This is a genomic window from Nocardioides ginsengisoli (genome assembly GCF_039537225.1).
GTDB classification, from domain to species: domain Bacteria; phylum Actinomycetota; class Actinomycetes; order Propionibacteriales; family Nocardioidaceae; genus Nocardioides; species Nocardioides ginsengisoli.
In genome coordinates this window covers 1-15,018 of sequence record NZ_BAABAC010000021.1, presented here as the reverse complement: position 1 = coordinate 15,018, position 15,018 = coordinate 1, and the positions used below count along the sequence as shown (strand labels likewise).

Here is a 15,018-nt window from a genome sequence, read left to right as displayed (position 1 = left end):
TCCGGCCGTCGAAGTCTGCCCGTTCGGGCGTGGCGGATCAGTGGGTGTGTGGCGGCACCGAGTTGCCCTCGGACGGCTGCACGATCACGAATCCGGGGCCCTGGAAGGCGACCTGGAAGGCCTCGCCCGAGCCGCGGCCGACGAGCGACCCGGCGGTGAAGGTGGAGCGGATCGAGGTCTGCAGGTGCACCGACCAGGCGACCAGCGCGTTGGCGTCGGCGAAGGTCGGCGCCTCAGCCGGGTTGAGGACGACGGGGTCGCCGTCGGTGGTGATCGCCACCCAGCCGGTGCCGCGCAGGGTGGTGTTGAACAGGCCGCCCGCGGCGATGCTGCCGCCCTTGACCCGCTCGACGTTCCAGTCGAGGGACGCCGAGAAGGCGAGGACGTTCTGGCCGTTGACCGACAGGCCGCTGTTGTTGAGGTGCAGGATGTGGACGACGTGGGCGCCGTCGGCGATGAAGACGTCGCCCTGGCCCTCGACCCGCATCAGGGACAGGCCCTCGCCGGTGAACGCCTTCTTCAGGAACTTGGCCGCGCCGCCGCCCTGGTAGGCGAAGTTGACGTTGCCCTGGTAGGCGACCATCGAGCCCTGCTTGGCCATGAACGGCTCGGTGATGCGCACCCGGAGCAGCTTGTGGTTCTGCAGGCTCGGGCCGGCGCCGTCGATCTCGCTGAACCGGCCGTCGATGAGCTCGCCGGTGATGCCCGCGAAGGCGTCGGCGGGGACCTGCTGGCCGCCCATCGCCGGCTGCATCATCGGCTGCTGCGGCTGGGCCTGCTGCCACGGCTGCGCCGCGGGCTGGGCCTGCGCCTGCTGCTCCCACGGCTGCGCCTCGGGTTGCTGGGCCTGCGCCTGCTGCTCCCACGGCTGCGCCTGCGGCTCGGACTGGGCCGACTGGGCCGACTGGGCCGACTGGGCCGACTGGGCCGACTGGGCGGCGTGCGCGCCGGTCGGGGCGAAGGCGGTCACCGCGTCGGGCGCCACCGACGGCTCACCGGACGGCGCCTCGCTCGCGCCGGTGTCGGAGCGGCCCATGTCGATCCGGCCCGAGCTGGTCTCGACCTGGCTCTGGTCGTTCGCCGGGTACAGCGGCGAGGTGGACTGCACGCCCTGGTCGGACACGTGGTCGGTCCACTGGGAGCCGTCCCAGTAGCGAAGCTCGTGGCGGCCGGTGGGGTCCGGGTGCCAGGCGGCAGCGGTCATGGTCGTCGTACCTCTTTCGGTCGTTCATGCGATCGGATGACCGCTCATGCCGTCATCGTGTCACGAAGGTGCCCGCCGGATCCCCGACTCGTGGCCTACGATCGAGGTGTGGCGGATTGGAAGCGCGGTGTGCGCAAGGTGCTCTACCCCGCCTACGAGGCACGCATGCTTCGCAGGATGCCCGACAACCTGCCCAAGCACATCGGCGTGATGCTCGACGGCAACCGGCGGTGGGCGAAGGCGGTCGGGCGCGACACCGCTCACGGCCACCGCGCCGGCGCGGCCAATATCGAGCCCCTGCTCGGCTGGTGCGACGAGGTCGGCATCGAGGTGGTCACCCTGTGGCTGCTCTCCACCGACAACCTCAACCGCCCGGCGGGCGAGCTCGAGCCGCTGCTCGAGATCATCGCCGACGCCGTCGACTCGCTCGCCGACCAGCGCCGCTGGCGGCTGCACCCGGTCGGCGCCCTCGACCTGCTGCCCGACGCCACCGCCAAGCGGCTCAAGGCCGCCGCCGAGGCCACCGCCGACGTCGACGGGATGATCGTCAACGTCGCCGTCGCCTACGGCGGTCGCCGCGAGATCGCCGACGCAGTCCGGTCGCTGCTGGCCGAGCACGCCGCCAAGGGCACCTCGCTCGAGGAGCTCGCCCAGCTCGTCGACGCCGAGCACATCGAGGAGCACCTCTACACCCGCGGCCAGCCCGATCCCGACCTGGTGATCCGGACGTCGGGGGAGCAGCGGCTCGGCGGCTTCCTGCTGTGGCAGAGCGCGAAGTCGGAGTTCTACTTCTGCGAGGCCTACTGGCCCGACTTCCGCCGGGTCGACTTCCTGCGCGCGATCCGGGCGTACGCGCAGCGCGAGCGCCGCTTCGGCGCCTAGCGACCTGGGTCACACGGGTACGCTCAGGACCCGTGAGTAAGCCGATCACGCTGCTGACCGTCGCGTCCAAGGAGCAGCTCAGCCCGGGCATGGTCCGGATCCGGTTCAGCGGCGACCTCGCTGCCTTCGCCGACAGCCCCTTCACCGACCGCTACGTCAAGCTCGTCTTCGGCGATCCGGCCGAGCTGGAGAACGGCGGCCGCCCGACCCTGCGCACCTACACGGCGATCGCGCCCGACGTCGCGACCGGCACGCTGACCATCGACTTCGTCGTCCACGGTGACGAGGGGATCGCGGGGCCGTGGGCCGCCGACGCGCAGCCCGGCGACAGCATCCACGTGCGCGGCCCGGGTGGCGCCTATGCGCCCGACCCGGAGGCCGACTGGCACCTGCTCGCGGGCGACGAGGCCGCGATCCCGGCGATCCGGCAGGCGCTGGAGGCGCTGGCCGACGACGCCCAGGGCCACGTCGTGCTGCAGGTCGACGGCCCGTCGTACCAGCAGGACGTGCCGGCCCCGAGCGGGGTCGAGGTCCGCTGGCTGCACCGCTCCGACCCGAGTCACCCCGGCCTGGCCGACGCGGTCCGCGCGCTGCCCTGGCGTGCGGGGCGCGTGCACGCCTTCGTGCACGGTGAGGGACAGGCCGTCATGAAGGAGATCCGGCCCTACCTGTACGACGTCCGCGCAGTCCCGCGCGCCGACGTCTCGATCTCCGCGTACTGGAAGCAAGGACGCACCGAGGAGACCTTCCGGGAGTGGAAGGCCGAGCTCGCGCGCGCCGAGGAGGCCCCCGCATGACCCCCACCAAGCTGTTCCGCACGGTCGCGATCGCCGAGGCGATCACCTGGACCGGGCTGCTGTTCGGCATGTTCCTCAAGTACGGCACCGAGACCACCGAGGCCGGCGTCCGGATCTTCGGCATGCTGCACGGCATCGTCTTCGTCGCCTACGTCGTGACGACGGTCGTGGTGTGGGTCGACCGTCGCTGGTCGGCGGGTCGCGGCCTGCTGGCGCTCGTCGCCGCCGTGCCGCCGCTCGCGACGCTGCCGCTCGAGTGGTGGGCGATCCGCAAGGGCTGGCTCGGCGACGCGTGGCGCCTTCCCGCGGACGCCGGCAGCTCGCTGCCCGACCGCGTGGTCGCGTGGCTGCTGCGCAACCCGCTGCGCGGGCTGGGCGTCGGCCTGGTCGCCGTCGCCGCGCTCACCGGGCTCGCGCTGGTCGTGGGGCCGCCCGGATCCTGACGGTCCGGAACCACCGCCCCGCCCGCGGCGTCGGAGGGGCATGCAGACCTCCCTCGACCGCCGTGCCGCTCTCCAGCTCGGACTCCTCGCCACCGCCGGCGCCGGGATCCTGTCCGCCTGCGGGGGAGGCGAGCCCGAGCTCCACGAGCGGCAGACGGCCGACCGCATCCAGCTGGTCGCGTCCGACACCCGCCGCGCGGCCGGTGACCCGAGCCTGCTGCCCGAGGTGGTCGCCGGGCTGCACCACCTCGCCGGCGGCCTGTACGGCGGCCTCGCGGCCACCCCCGGCAACCTGGTGCTGTCGCCGTACTCGGTCCTGGTCGCGCTCGGCATGACCCTCACCGGCGCGGCCGGCACCACCGCCGCGGAGATGCGCAAGGTCGTGGGCGCCGAGCGGCTCGGGGAGCGCTGGCACCAGGGCGTCAACGCGCTCATCCGGCGGATCGACGGGCTGGCCGAGAAGAAGGTGGCGCTGGCGAGCGCCGACCAGCTGTTCGGCCAGCGGGGCGTGCACTGGGAGCGCGACTTCCTCGACCTGCTCGCCAAGGAGTACGGCGCCGGCCTGCGCCTCGTCGACTACGCCAAGGCCTACGCGTCGGCGCGCGGGCTGATCAACGGCTGGGTCGAGCAGCAGACGCACGACCGGATCGCCGACCTGGTGCCGGAGGGTGCGATCGACGCGATGACCCGGCTGGTGCTGGTCAACGCGATCTATCTCAAGGCGCGGTGGGCCGACCCGTTCGAGAAGTCGATGACCACGACTGGCGACTTCCACCGCGCCGACGGGTCGGTGGTGAAGGCCGACCTGATGCGCAAGCCCGGCCTGCAGGGCAACCTGGTGACGGGCGGGGGCTGGCGCGCGGTGACGATCCCCTACGAGGGTGACCGGCTCGCGATGTCCGTCATCCTGCCCGACGACCGGCCCGGGGCGCTGGAGCGCGTCGAGCGGCAGGTGCGGACCGAGGGCTTCGCCGGGTTCACCACCGGCGGGACGCTCGCTGGGATCGACCTGACCCTGCCGCGATGGTCGTTCCGTCGCGCGGCCGCGCTCAAGGAGCTGCTGGCGAGCCTCGGCATGCCGACCGCCTTCTCCGACGCCGCCGACTTCTCGGCGATGACCACGCAGATGCAGCTGGCGATCAGCGAGGTGCTGCACCAGGGCTTCATCGCCGTCGACGAGCACGGCACCGAGGCCGCGGCCGCCACCGCGGTGATCATGACCGAGACGTCCGCCCCCGCCGAGGTCGCGACCTTCGTCGTCGACCGGCCCTTCCTCTTCGTCATCCACGACACCGAGCTCGGGGCCCCGCTCTTCGCCGGTCGCGTCACGGATCCCACCGAGGTCGTCGAATAGCGTTCCCCGTCCGTTCACCGTCCTCGCCCCATCTGGTCGCGCTTCACCGTCACGGTTCCTTCTGGCAGCGCGATCTCGCGCCGCCATTGGGCGGCCTGCTCGGGTGGCCACGATCGAGGACAACGCGTGACGACCCTTCCTGTTGCCGACCCGAGTGCGCCCGAGGCGCAGCCGCGACGGATATCCCGCCGCCCCACGGGCAGCGACGTGATCTTCGTCAACGTCGCGCGCGCCATCGGCGCCTCGGTCCTGGTGATCACCGGTGGCGTCGGCGTCTTCCTCGCCTGGCAGGCGGTGCCGACGCTGCGCCACTACGGCTTGTCCTTCCTCACCGAGCAGCGGTGGCAGCCGGAGGCCGACATCATCGGCATTGCCGGCGTTCTCGTCGGGACGGTGTCGATCGCCGCGGTGGCGATGTCGTTCGCGTTCCCGCTGGCACTGCTCAGCGCGCTGTACATCAGTGAGTACGCGCCCGCTCGGCTCAAGGGACTGCTGGTCTCCCTCGTCGACCTGATGGCCGCGATCCCGTCGATCGTCTACGGCCTGTGGGGCTTCTTCCTCGTCATGCCGCATGCCGCCGAGCTGGCCTGGTGGCTGCAGCGGCACTTCGGCTGGGTGCCCTTCTTCACGATCCGCGACACCGACCCGAACAGCCCGGTCTGGGACACCAGCCGCTACGTCTCGAGCGCCTTCTGCGCCGGCATCGCGGTCGCGATGATGGTGCTGCCGATGGCCTGCGCCGTGATGCGGCAGGTGTTCTCGCAGACGCCGCCGGGGGAGCGGGAGGCCGCGCTGGCGCTCGGTGCCACGAAGTGGGGCGTCATTCGCTCGGTCGTGCTGCCCTTCGGCCGCGGCGGCATCATCGGCGGCACCATGCTCGGCCTCGGCCGGGCCCTGGGCGAGACCATCGCCGTCGTCCTCATCATCTCGCCGGCCTTCGAGGTCAAGTGGAACATCCTCGAGACCGGCGCCAACTCGGTGAGCGCGCTGATCGCCGTCCAGTTCGGTGACGCATCGCCCGCGCAGCTGTCCGCGCTGCTCGCCGCCGGCTTCGTGCTCTTCCTGATCACCCTCGCCGTCAACACCCTCGCCGCGGTGATCGTCAACCGTAGCCGTTCCGGAGCGGACGCCGACGCATGACCCTCACCTCCCCGGCGCCCAGCGCCCTCGACGTGCCCGCGCCCGAGACCGAGGCGCCCCGCACCTTCCTGCCCACGCGGGACGACGACGCCCCGCGGCCGGCGCCGCGCCGCGCGGTCGGCCGGCCCAATGCCGACGAGCTGTTCGCCCGCGTGGGCGCCTGGATCGCCGCGCTCGGCCTGACCTGGCTGATCACCCAGCGCTTCCTGCCGCTGAGCGGGCTGACCTGGTTCCTCATCGTCGGGCTCGTCGCCGGCATCGCGATGACCGCGCTGCTCTCGTCGATCAGCGCCACCTTCGTCGAGGTCCGCGACCGGATCGCCGGCATCGTCGTCACCGCCGGTGCGCTGCTCGTCGTCGCCGCGCTCATCTCCGCGGTGGTCTTCGTCTTCCTGCGTGGATGGCGGCCGCTGACCCACCTCAACTTCATCACCGACGACATGTCGGGCGTCGAGCCGAAGGCGCCGTTCACGAAGGGCGGCGTGCTGCACGCCATCATCGGCTCCGGCATCCAGCTCGGCATCGGCCTCGCGGTCGCGCTGCCGCTGGGCGTGGGCACCGCGGTGTTCATGACCGAGGTCGGCGGCCGCTTCGCGCGCGTCGTACGGACGGTCGTCGAGGCGATGACCGCGCTGCCCTCGATCGTCGCCGGCCTGTTCATCTACACGACGGTGATCCTCACCCTCGGCGTCCCGCGCTCCGGCCTCGCCGCGGGCCTCGCGCTCGGCGTGATGATGCTGCCGATCATCGCGCGCGCCGCGGACGTCGTCCTGCGCGTCGTCCCCGGCAACCTGCGCGAGGCCAGCCTGGCGCTCGGCGCGAGCCGCTGGCGCACGACCTGGAACGTCGTCCTGCCGACCGCCCGGCCGGGTCTCGCGACCGCGGTCATCCTCGGTGTCGCGCGCGGCGTCGGCGAGACCAGCCCGGTGCTGCTGACGTCCGGCGCGGCCGGCTTCGTCCAGGCCAACCCGTTCGACGGCGCGATGAACTCGCTGCCGCTGTTCATCTACACCCAGGTGCGCAGCGGCGAGCCGGCGTCGATCGGCCGCGCGTTCGGTGCCGCGGTCGTGCTGATGACGCTGGTGCTCGCGCTCTTCGTCCTGGCCCGGCTGGTCGCCCGTCCGCGCCGCTACCGCAACCGCCCCTCTCTCGTCCGGCGCCTGCGCGCGCTGGTCCCCGACCGAACCGACGGAGCTGCTTCATGAGTCCCCGCGTACGACGCCTGACCCTCGCCCTGCTCGCCGGGCTCGCCCTCCTCACCGCCGGTGTGGGCGCGAGCGCCGCGGCGGCCGACGACGTGGCCGGCCGCGCCGTGCCGTACTCGACGATCGAGGGCACCGGCTCCACCTGGTCGGAGCTCATCGTCCAGAAGTGGATCGCCGACGTCGCCGCCAACGGCATGCAGGTCGTCTACACCGGCGGTGGCTCCAGCAAGGGCCGCAAGGACTTCGCGCAGAGCACCAACGACTTCGCGATCTCCGAGATCCCCTACCAGGGCGTCGACGAGCAGGGCAACCAGGACAAGTCCGACCGCCCCTACGCCTACCTGCCGATCGTCGCGGGCGGCACCGCGTTCACCTACCAGATCAAGGTGGGCGGCCAGCTGGTCCGCAACCTGCGGCTCTCGGGCGAGACGATCGCCAAGATCTTCACCGGCAAGATCACCAACTGGGACGACGCCCAGATCACCAAGGACAACAACGGCCGCACGTTCCCGTCGCTGCCGATCACGCCCGTCGTCCGCTCCGACGGCTCGGGCACGACCGCGCAGTTCACGACCTGGATGGACAGCCAGTACCCGTCGATCTGGCGGCCCTACTTCGGGCGGTCCGGCCTCACGTCGTACTACCCGACGAAGAGCGGATCCCGGATGAAGGCGCAGGCCGGCTCCGACCAGGTGATGAACACGGTCAAGGGCTTCGCGGGCAACGGCAGCATCGGGTACGTCGAGTACTCCTACCCGGTCAACGCGAACTTCCCGGTCGTCAAGGTGCTCAACAAGGCGGGCTACTACGTCGAGCCCGACCGCTACAACACCGCCGTCGCGCTGACCGCGGCCAAGATCAACCCGACGACGCTCACCCAGGACCTGCGGGGCGTCTACGTCAACGCGGACCCGCGGGCATACCCGATCTCGTCGTACTCCTACATGATCATCCCGACCTCCGCGACCGATAAGCGGATGACGACGTCGAAGCGCCAGACGCTCGCCGACTTCATCTACTACTCGCTGTGTTCGGGGCAGACCAACGCCGGTGACTACGGCTACTCGCCGCTGACCCTCAACCTGGTCAAGGCCGGCTTCCAGCAGGTCGCCAAGCTCAAGCAGGCCGACCCGGCGGTCAACCTGACCAACCGCGACGTCCGCAGCTGCAACAACCCGACGTTCGACGGCAAGAACCCCAACCACAACGTGCTGGCCGACAAGGCCCCGCAGCCGGAGGCGTGCGACAAGGTCGGCGCCGGCCCCTGCGGCAAGGTGACCGGGACCAACCAGCCCGCCGCGGGTGGCAGCACCGGCGGCGCCGGCACCAAGGGCGGCGCCGCGACCGGCGGCGGCGCGGCCGGGGGACCGGCCGGCACCCCTGGAACGGTCGACCCCGAGACCGGCGCGACCGTCGGCAGTCCCGACAGCTCCGGCGCCACGGGCGGCGGCGACGGGACGGTCTACGCCAACCCGACGCTGGCGGCCGACCGCAGCGGCGACCAGCGGCCGTTCGGCGTCCTCGCCGTGCTCGAGCTGCTCGCCCTGGTGATCATCCCCGGTGTCGCCAGCAGCGTGCTGCGGCGCCGGCGCCACGCCCGGAGTGGCGCATGAGCCGCCGGCGCAGCGCCCTGGTCGGCGCCCTCGTCGCCGCCCTGGCGACGCTGACCCTGCTCCCGCCGTCCGGACAGCCCGCCTCCGCCCAGACCTTGGGGGCGCAGAGCGTGGCCCGGCCGAACGGCGACGGCTTCCGCCAGTCGCGCACCATCGGGCGGACCTTCCTCGACGCCCAGGGCGGCGAGCAGACGGTCGGCAGCTATGACCTGACCGTCTCCGCCGACCACACCACCGACCTGCGCGGTCGCGAGCGGATCAACGTCTCGTGGACCGGCGCGCCGCCGAGCGGCGGCCGGGCGAGCAACCCGTTCGGTGAGAACGGGCTCAACCAGGAGTACCCGGTCGTCGTCCTGCAGTGCCGGGGCACCGACGACGCGCGGCTGCCCGCGGCCAAGCGGCTGCGGCCCGAGACCTGCTGGACGTCGTCCTTCTTCCAGCGCTCGCAGGTCACCAAGCCCAACAGCCAGGCGCTGTGGCGCGTCGACCGGTATGCCTCGGACGCCGACAAGCAGGCCGTCTCCGGCACCGGCGCGATGCCGTCGGGCACCTGCAAGGACGCGGTGGCGGACGGGCTGAACACGCACCTGACGCCCTTCGTCGCCGCGTCGGGCAAGACGTTCTACGCCTGCAGCCAGGACACCATGCCGCCCGAGGCGGCCGTCGGCGCGGCCTTCCCGCCGTCCGAGATCGCCGCCTACTCCGACGAGAACGGCGACGGCTCGGTCGACTTCGAGGTCCGCTCGGCGACCGAGAACGAGTCGCTCGGCTGCAAGCGCGAGGTGGCCTGCTCGATCGTCGTCATCCCGATCACCGGCCTCAGCTGCGCCGCGCCGGACGACGCGATGGCGTCGGCCGACCGCGAGTGCCGCCGCTACGGCCGGTTCCCGTCGGGCAGCAGCAACTTCGCCAACGAGGGCATCGACCGCACGGTCGGGCCGGACCTGTGGTGGTCGGCGTCCAACTGGCGCAACCGGGTCTCGATCCCGATCACCTTCGGCCTGCCGCCGGGCGCGTGCGACGTCCTCGACCCGCGGCCGCCGGTCGGGTTCTCCGGCTCCGAGCTGATGGCGCAGGCCGCGCTGCAGTGGGCGCCGGCGTACTGCCTGAACAAGAAGCGGTTCAAGTTCCAGCTCAACCAGATGCCCGACCAGACCGGCTGGAACCTCATGCAGACCGGCGACTCCCCGGCGGCCTTCGTCTCGATGCCGCACGACACGAGCGGCCCCGAGCCGGTCGGCTACGCGCCGACCGCCGTGACCGGCTTCGCGATCGGGTACGTCGCCGACAAGCCCGACAACGGCGGCGAGTTCACCAGCCTGCGGCTCAACGCGCGGCTGATCGCCAAGCTGCTCAGCCAGAGCTATCCGGCGTCCGCGCTCGGCACCGGCCACCCGGGGCTGGAGAAGAACCCGCTGAGCATCCAGGCCGACCCGGAGTTCATCAAGCTCAACCCCGGGCTGAGCCAGCGCGCAAGCGAGGCCGGCGCGACCCTGCTGTCGCTGTCGAACTCCTCCGACCTGGTCCGCCAGCTCACCGAGTACCTCGCGCAGGACCAGGACGCCCGCGACTTCCTCGCCGGCAAGCCCGACCCGTGGGGGATGACGGTCAACCCGTCGTACAAGGGGATCGATGTCCCGACGGCGGAGTGGCCGCTGCTCGACACCTACGAGCCGAAGACTCAGGACCCGTGCCGCCAGGCCAACTCCTCGGTCTACCTGACCCAGGTCGCGGCGCCGGTCACGACGCTGCGCAAGATCGCCGACGCGCTCATCGACGCGTGGCCCAACGTGCAGAGCCGCTGCGACGGCGACAGCTCGGCCTGGAAGCTCGGCCGCATCGACCGCCAGTCGTACGGCGCCCGGTTCATGCTCGGTCTGGTCAGCCTCGGCGACGCCGACCGGTTCGGCCTGCGCGCCGCCGCGCTGCACACCACCGGCAGCAGCTATGTCGCGCCCAGCCTGACCTCGCTGTCGAAGGCGGTCGCCGTCGCGAAGCAGAAGAAGGGCGACCCGCGCGGGCCCTTCGACATGTCGTTGAAGACGCTCGTCGCGGCGAAGGGCGCCTACCCGGGCACCCAGGTCGTCTACACCGTCGCCCGCACCCACGGCCTCGCCAAGGCCGACGCCCGGACCATCGCCTCCTTCATCCGGATCGCGACCAGCGAGGGCCAGCGGATCGGCCGAGGCAACGGCGAGCTGCCCGAGGGCTACCTGCCGCTGCGGCGCACGGGCGCCACCGCGGCCCTGTGGCGCGCGGCGCAGTCGACCGCGGACGCCGTCGAGGCGCAGAAGGCCGTCGGCGACAAGGGCACCGGCGACGGCGCCGACCCGGCGCCCGGCACGTCCGCCGGCAACCTCGGCAAGGCGCCCGCCCCGGCAGGCCCCGGCAAGGGCGGGGCCGCGGCCAAGCCCGGCACGACGTCCGGTGACGTCGTGACCGCCGAGACCCAGGCGGCGAGCTCGACGACGGCGCTGTCGATGCTGCCGACGCTGCTCGTCGTGGGCCTGGTCGCCGCGGTGGCCTCGCTCATCACCCGGCTGATGGCGTTCCGGCGGGGGAGGGCCTGATGACCGCGGTCCTCGAGGAGACCGGACGGCGTCGCCGTACGCCTCCGCCTCCGCCGCAGCCCCGCGAGTCCGGGCTGGTGCTGAGCAGTGCGCTCACCACGATCGCGCTGGTCTGCCTGTGGCTGGTCGTGCACCTGCTGTTCTTCGGGACCATCTCCCACGACCGCGCCCAGTCGCTGCTGCGCTCGGACTTCCGCCAGCAGCTCGCCGCCGCCACGGCGCCCGTCGGCCCGACGGTCGCGCCGGGCGCCCCGGTCGCGCTGCTGTCGATCCCCGCGCTCGGCGTCGACGAGGTCGTCGTCGAGGGGACGGCGGCCGGCGACCTCTTCGCCGGACCCGGCCACCTGCGCAAGAGCGTGCTGCCCGGACAGGTCGGCAGCTCGGTCCTCTACGGACGCTCGGTCACCTACGGCGCGCCCTTCCGCCACCTCGCCGACCTGCGGACCGGTGACCTGATCAAGGTCACCATGGCCCAGGGCGAGGCGACCTTCCGCGTGATCGGCGTCCGCCGCGACGGCGACCACCTGCCGCAGCCCGCACCCGTCGGCGCCGCCCGGCTGACCCTCGTCACCGCCGACGGATCCGGCCGCTTCGGCGACCTGATGCCCGGCGGCACCGTGTACGTCGACGCCGAGGCCGCCAAGGGCTTCCCGTCGCCGGGCGGCTACTCGCCCGTCGTACCGAAGTCGGAGGAGGCGATGCGCTCCGGCACCGAGGCGCTGCCGCTGCTCACCCTCTGGCTGGCGCTGCTCATCGGCCTTGTCGTCGCCACCATCCTCGCCCGGCAGCGGTGGACCCGCGGCCAGGTGTGGGTCGTCGCGATCGCGCCGCTGCTCGCCATGTCGTGGCTCGTCACCGACACCGCGATGCGGCTGCTCCCGAACCTGATCTGACCCACCACACGACGTTCCACCCCACCCGAGAAGAAGAATCCAGAGAAGAGGAAGTTGATGTCTGCACGCACGACGCTCGGGGGAGTCCTCGTTGCGACTCTCGCGACCGCCTCGGTCATCGGCGCGGTCGCGCCGGCCCACGCGGCGTACACCGCCGACCCCGACGACACCGCGTTCACCCCGGCCTCCACCGACCTGATCGGCGTCGGCTCGGACACCAGCCAGCACGCCATCAAGCTGCTCGCCGACGCGTGGAACGGCTCGACCCCTGCGCCTTCCTACAAGATCGCGAGCTTCGCCGCCACCACCGCGGGCGGCCCGACGCCCACCGACGGCTCGAGCACCATCAGCCTCCCCGGCGGCGCCTCGATCGCCCGCCCGAACGGCTCCGGCGCGGGCAAGGGCCGGCTGTACGGCGCCAACGAGGCGCCCGAGGTCGACTTCGCGCGCTCCTCGTCGTCGCTCAACAGCGACGAGAAGGCCGCCAACCTCAAGCAGTTCCCGTTCGCGGTCGACGTCCTCAAGACGGCCGTCTCCAACAACGTCGCCTCGCACGCGCCGGCGACCATCAGCCGCGACGACCTGCTGAAGATCTACGACGGCACGTACACGACCTGGAACCAGGTTCCCGGCGGCACCTCGACCGACGCGATCGTGCCGATGATCCCGCAGAACGGCTCGGGCACCCGCAGCTTCTTCCTCGACCAGCTCAAGGCCGCCAACGGCGGTACGGCGGTCGTCCTCGCCGGCACGGTGCAGACCGTCCAGGAGCACGACGACAGCCAGATCAAGGGCAACGCCAACGCCATCGCGCCGTTCTCGGCCGGTCGCGCCGGGCTGCTCGGCACCACGCTGCGCCTCGAGGACGGCTTCGAGGCCAAGCGCGCGCTCTACAACGTGGTCCGTGGCGCCGACGTCGCGAACCCGAAGATCACCGCGGTGTTCGGCCCCGACGGCTTCCTCTGCTCCGAGCAGGCCTCGCAGCTGATCAAGAACGCCGGCTTCGACCAGCTCGCCAGCGTCGACGACGCCGGTGTCTGCGGTGAGGCGACCATCGACCCCACCACGAACTTCACCACCAGCGCCCCGGCCGCCCCGATCGTCACCCAGACCGCGGTCTCCGGCACCAGCCCGGCCGCGAAGAAGGTCGTCGTCAAGGCCAAGATCACCGGCTCGAAGACCCCCGAGGGCACCGTCACCTTCACCGAGGGCGGCACCGTCGTCGGCGCCGACGTCCCCGTCATCGGCGGCACCGCGACCCTGACCCTCACCAACGTCGCCCCGGGCTCGCACCGCTACACCGCGCAGTACGCCCCCGCCGTCGGCACCGTCTTCCAGGCCTCCGAGCAGGCCGCGGACGTCGTCGTGAAGACCTCCGCCAAGCTGACCGAGACCTTCCCCGCGAAGAACAAGGCCGGCAAGAAGGCCAAGGGCACCGTCGTCGTCACCCTCGCCGGCACCGCCGCCAAGGCCACCGGCAAGGTCACCGTCAAGGTCGGCAGCAAGGTCGTCGGCACCGGCACCGTCGTGGGCGGCAAGGCGACGATCACGCTGAAGAAGCTCAAGAAGGGCAAGAACACCCTGGTCGCGACCTGGAGCGGCAACGTGCTCGCCCCCGGCGCGAGCCTGACGTTCACGATCAAGCAGAAGTGACCGCCGCCTGGTTCGCCAGGCAGCACCCGCAGCACCTGCTGCATCTGCAGTAGCCGTGAGGCCCGGGCGGTCGTCGCCGACGACCGCCCGGGTTCCTCCACACCCGCGAAGGAACCACCGATGAACACCCCAGCCGTCGACGTCGACACCGCCACCATCCCTGCGGTGCCGCCGAGCCCGCAGGCCCCGCTCCAGCTCGACCCGGCGGTCTCCGTCGACGCCCTGCGCGAAGGCCTCGCCGAGCTCGAGGCCCGCGACATCACCGCCTGGTTCGGCGACCACCTGGTCCTGGACCGGGTCTCGCTCACCATGCCCGCCGGCGGCATCACCGCCCTGATCGGACCTTCCGGCTGCGGCAAGTCGACCTTCCTGCGGATCCTCAACCGGATGCACGAGCTGGTGCCGTCGGCGAAGCTCGCCGGCGAGGTCCTCCTCGACGGCGAGGACATCTACGACCCCAGCAAGCGGCTCATCGACGCCCGCCGCGCCATCGGCATGGTCTTCCAGAAGCCGAACCCGTTCCCCGCGATGTCGATCCGCGAGAACGTGCTCGCCGGACTCAAGCTCACCGGCACCCGCATGCGTCGCAGCGACAAGGACGACCTCGTCGAGTCCTGCCTGATCAAGGGCGGCCTCTGGAACGAGGTCAGGGACCGCCTCGACGCCCCTGGCGGCGGCCTCTCCGGCGGCCAGCAGCAGCGGCTCTGCATCGCCCGCTCGCTCGCCATCCGCCCGCGCGTGCTCCTCATGGACGAGCCCTGCTCCGCCCTCGACCCGACCTCCACCCGGGTCATCGAGGAGACCATGCTCGAGCTCGCCCAGGAGGTGACGATCGTGATCGTCACCCACAACATGCAGCAGGCGGCGCGGGTCTCGGACCAGTGCGCCTTCTTCCTCGCCTCGCAGGGGCAGCCCGGTGTGATCGTCGAGCACGGTGACACGAGCGCGATGTTCCAGAGCCCGCAGGACTCGCGGACGTACGACTACGTCAACGGTCGCTTCGGCTGATCTTCTGATGGTCCTCGGCTGCTCGTGGGCAGCCTGCGGTGGGCGGGGTGCCGGGTTCTTTGTACTGAGAGCGTGGTGGCGCGCCGCGGTGGTCGAGGTGGTGGGTTGCGGTCGCCTGTTGCTTTGCGGTCGCTGCCGGTACACCCCTGTCCCGCGGTGGGTAGGTGAGTGCGCTGCTTTCGTGACTCATGTCCGGAGTGGGTGGGTGCCTCGGTGGTCGACCCGGAATCGGAAGCCGTTGGGGCTGGTCCAGGCA

General features: G+C 71.8%; 12 protein-coding genes. 11 read left to right on the top strand and 1 reads right to left on the bottom strand.

Annotated features, from left to right (window positions below; translation table 11 throughout):
• Positions 1 to 37: 37 nt before the first annotated feature.
• Complete coding sequence (locus AB4880_RS11030; RefSeq protein WP_367919283.1) at positions 38 to 1,204, bottom strand: AIM24 family protein; 1,167 nt, start codon at positions 1,202 to 1,204, stop codon at positions 38 to 40.
• A 108-nt stretch (positions 1,205 to 1,312) separates the two neighbouring features.
• On the opposite strand from AB4880_RS11030, the gene AB4880_RS11025 reads away from it, so the two are divergent.
• The 11 genes from AB4880_RS11025 (at position 1,313) to AB4880_RS10975 (ending at position 14,762) form a co-directional block, all read left to right on the top strand.
• Entirely contained in the window at positions 1,313 to 2,086 is a 774-nt protein-coding gene (locus tag AB4880_RS11025) for an isoprenyl transferase (protein ID WP_367919282.1), read from the top strand.
• 32 nt (positions 2,087 to 2,118) lie between these two features.
• The gene (locus AB4880_RS11020; protein ID WP_367919281.1) at positions 2,119 to 2,883 is read left to right on the top strand and encodes a siderophore-interacting protein; all 765 of its coding nucleotides are present in this window, start codon (positions 2,119 to 2,121) and stop codon (positions 2,881 to 2,883) included.
• Positions 2,880 to 3,326 carry a DUF3817 domain-containing protein gene (locus tag AB4880_RS11015; protein ID WP_367919280.1) on the top strand — a complete coding sequence of 149 codons (447 nt, stop codon included), beginning with the start codon at positions 2,880 to 2,882 and terminating at the stop codon, positions 3,324 to 3,326. Before AB4880_RS11020 ends, AB4880_RS11015 begins: the two co-directional genes overlap by 4 nt.
• A 40-nt stretch (positions 3,327 to 3,366) precedes the next feature.
• Positions 3,367 to 4,680, top strand: a complete 1,314-nt coding sequence (locus tag AB4880_RS11010) for a serpin family protein (protein WP_367919279.1) — start codon at positions 3,367 to 3,369, stop codon at positions 4,678 to 4,680.
• A gap of 126 nt (positions 4,681 to 4,806) precedes the next feature.
• A complete protein-coding gene (gene pstC, locus AB4880_RS11005; RefSeq protein WP_367919278.1) occupies positions 4,807 to 5,820 on the top strand; it encodes a phosphate ABC transporter permease subunit PstC in 1,014 nt (337 codons plus the stop codon).
• Positions 5,817 to 7,025 (top strand): phosphate ABC transporter permease PstA, encoded by a 1,209-nt coding sequence (gene pstA / locus AB4880_RS11000; RefSeq protein ID WP_367919277.1) that lies wholly within the window; start codon positions 5,817 to 5,819, stop codon positions 7,023 to 7,025. Before pstC ends, pstA begins: the two co-directional genes overlap by 4 nt.
• Complete coding sequence (locus tag AB4880_RS10995; protein ID WP_367919276.1) at positions 7,022 to 8,638, top strand: phosphate ABC transporter substrate-binding protein PstS; 1,617 nt, start codon at positions 7,022 to 7,024, stop codon at positions 8,636 to 8,638. The genes pstA and AB4880_RS10995 overlap by 4 nt, the downstream gene beginning before the upstream one ends.
• Complete coding sequence (locus AB4880_RS10990; protein ID WP_367919275.1) at positions 8,635 to 11,208, top strand: hypothetical protein; 2,574 nt, start codon at positions 8,635 to 8,637, stop codon at positions 11,206 to 11,208. Before AB4880_RS10995 ends, AB4880_RS10990 begins: the two co-directional genes overlap by 4 nt.
• Entirely contained in the window at positions 11,208 to 12,101 is an 894-nt protein-coding gene (locus AB4880_RS10985) for a sortase (RefSeq protein WP_367919274.1), read from the top strand. The genes AB4880_RS10990 and AB4880_RS10985 overlap by 1 nt, the downstream gene beginning before the upstream one ends.
• Before the next feature lie 57 nt (positions 12,102 to 12,158).
• The gene (locus AB4880_RS10980; protein ID WP_367919273.1) at positions 12,159 to 13,754 is read left to right on the top strand and encodes an Ig-like domain repeat protein; all 1,596 of its coding nucleotides are present in this window, start codon (positions 12,159 to 12,161) and stop codon (positions 13,752 to 13,754) included.
• Between the two features lie 120 nt (positions 13,755 to 13,874).
• Positions 13,875 to 14,762 (top strand): phosphate ABC transporter ATP-binding protein, encoded by an 888-nt coding sequence (locus AB4880_RS10975; protein WP_367919272.1) that lies wholly within the window; start codon positions 13,875 to 13,877, stop codon positions 14,760 to 14,762.
• Positions 14,763 to 15,018 lie beyond the last annotated feature (256 nt).

What these genes read in the sequence shown, in the direction of transcription:
- AB4880_RS11010 (WP_367919279.1), top strand. Translation starts at nt 3,367, where the DNA reads ATGCAGACCTCCCTCGACCGCCGTGCCGCTCTCCAGCTCGGACTCCTC.
- AB4880_RS10990 (WP_367919275.1), top strand. Translation starts at nt 8,635, where the DNA reads ATGAGCCGCCGGCGCAGCGCCCTGGTCGGCGCCCTCGTCGCCGCCCTG.
- pstA (WP_367919277.1), top strand. Translation starts at nt 5,817, where the DNA reads ATGACCCTCACCTCCCCGGCGCCCAGCGCCCTCGACGTGCCCGCGCCC.
- AB4880_RS10980 (WP_367919273.1), top strand. Translation starts at nt 12,159, where the DNA reads ATGTCTGCACGCACGACGCTCGGGGGAGTCCTCGTTGCGACTCTCGCG.
- AB4880_RS10995 (WP_367919276.1), top strand. Translation starts at nt 7,022, where the DNA reads ATGAGTCCCCGCGTACGACGCCTGACCCTCGCCCTGCTCGCCGGGCTC.
- AB4880_RS11030 (WP_367919283.1), bottom strand. Translation starts at nt 1,204, where the DNA reads ATGACCGCTGCCGCCTGGCACCCGGACCCCACCGGCCGCCACGAGCTT.
- AB4880_RS10975 (WP_367919272.1), top strand. Translation starts at nt 13,875, where the DNA reads ATGAACACCCCAGCCGTCGACGTCGACACCGCCACCATCCCTGCGGTG.
- AB4880_RS10985 (WP_367919274.1), top strand. Translation starts at nt 11,208, where the DNA reads ATGACCGCGGTCCTCGAGGAGACCGGACGGCGTCGCCGTACGCCTCCG.
- AB4880_RS11015 (WP_367919280.1), top strand. Translation starts at nt 2,880, where the DNA reads ATGACCCCCACCAAGCTGTTCCGCACGGTCGCGATCGCCGAGGCGATC.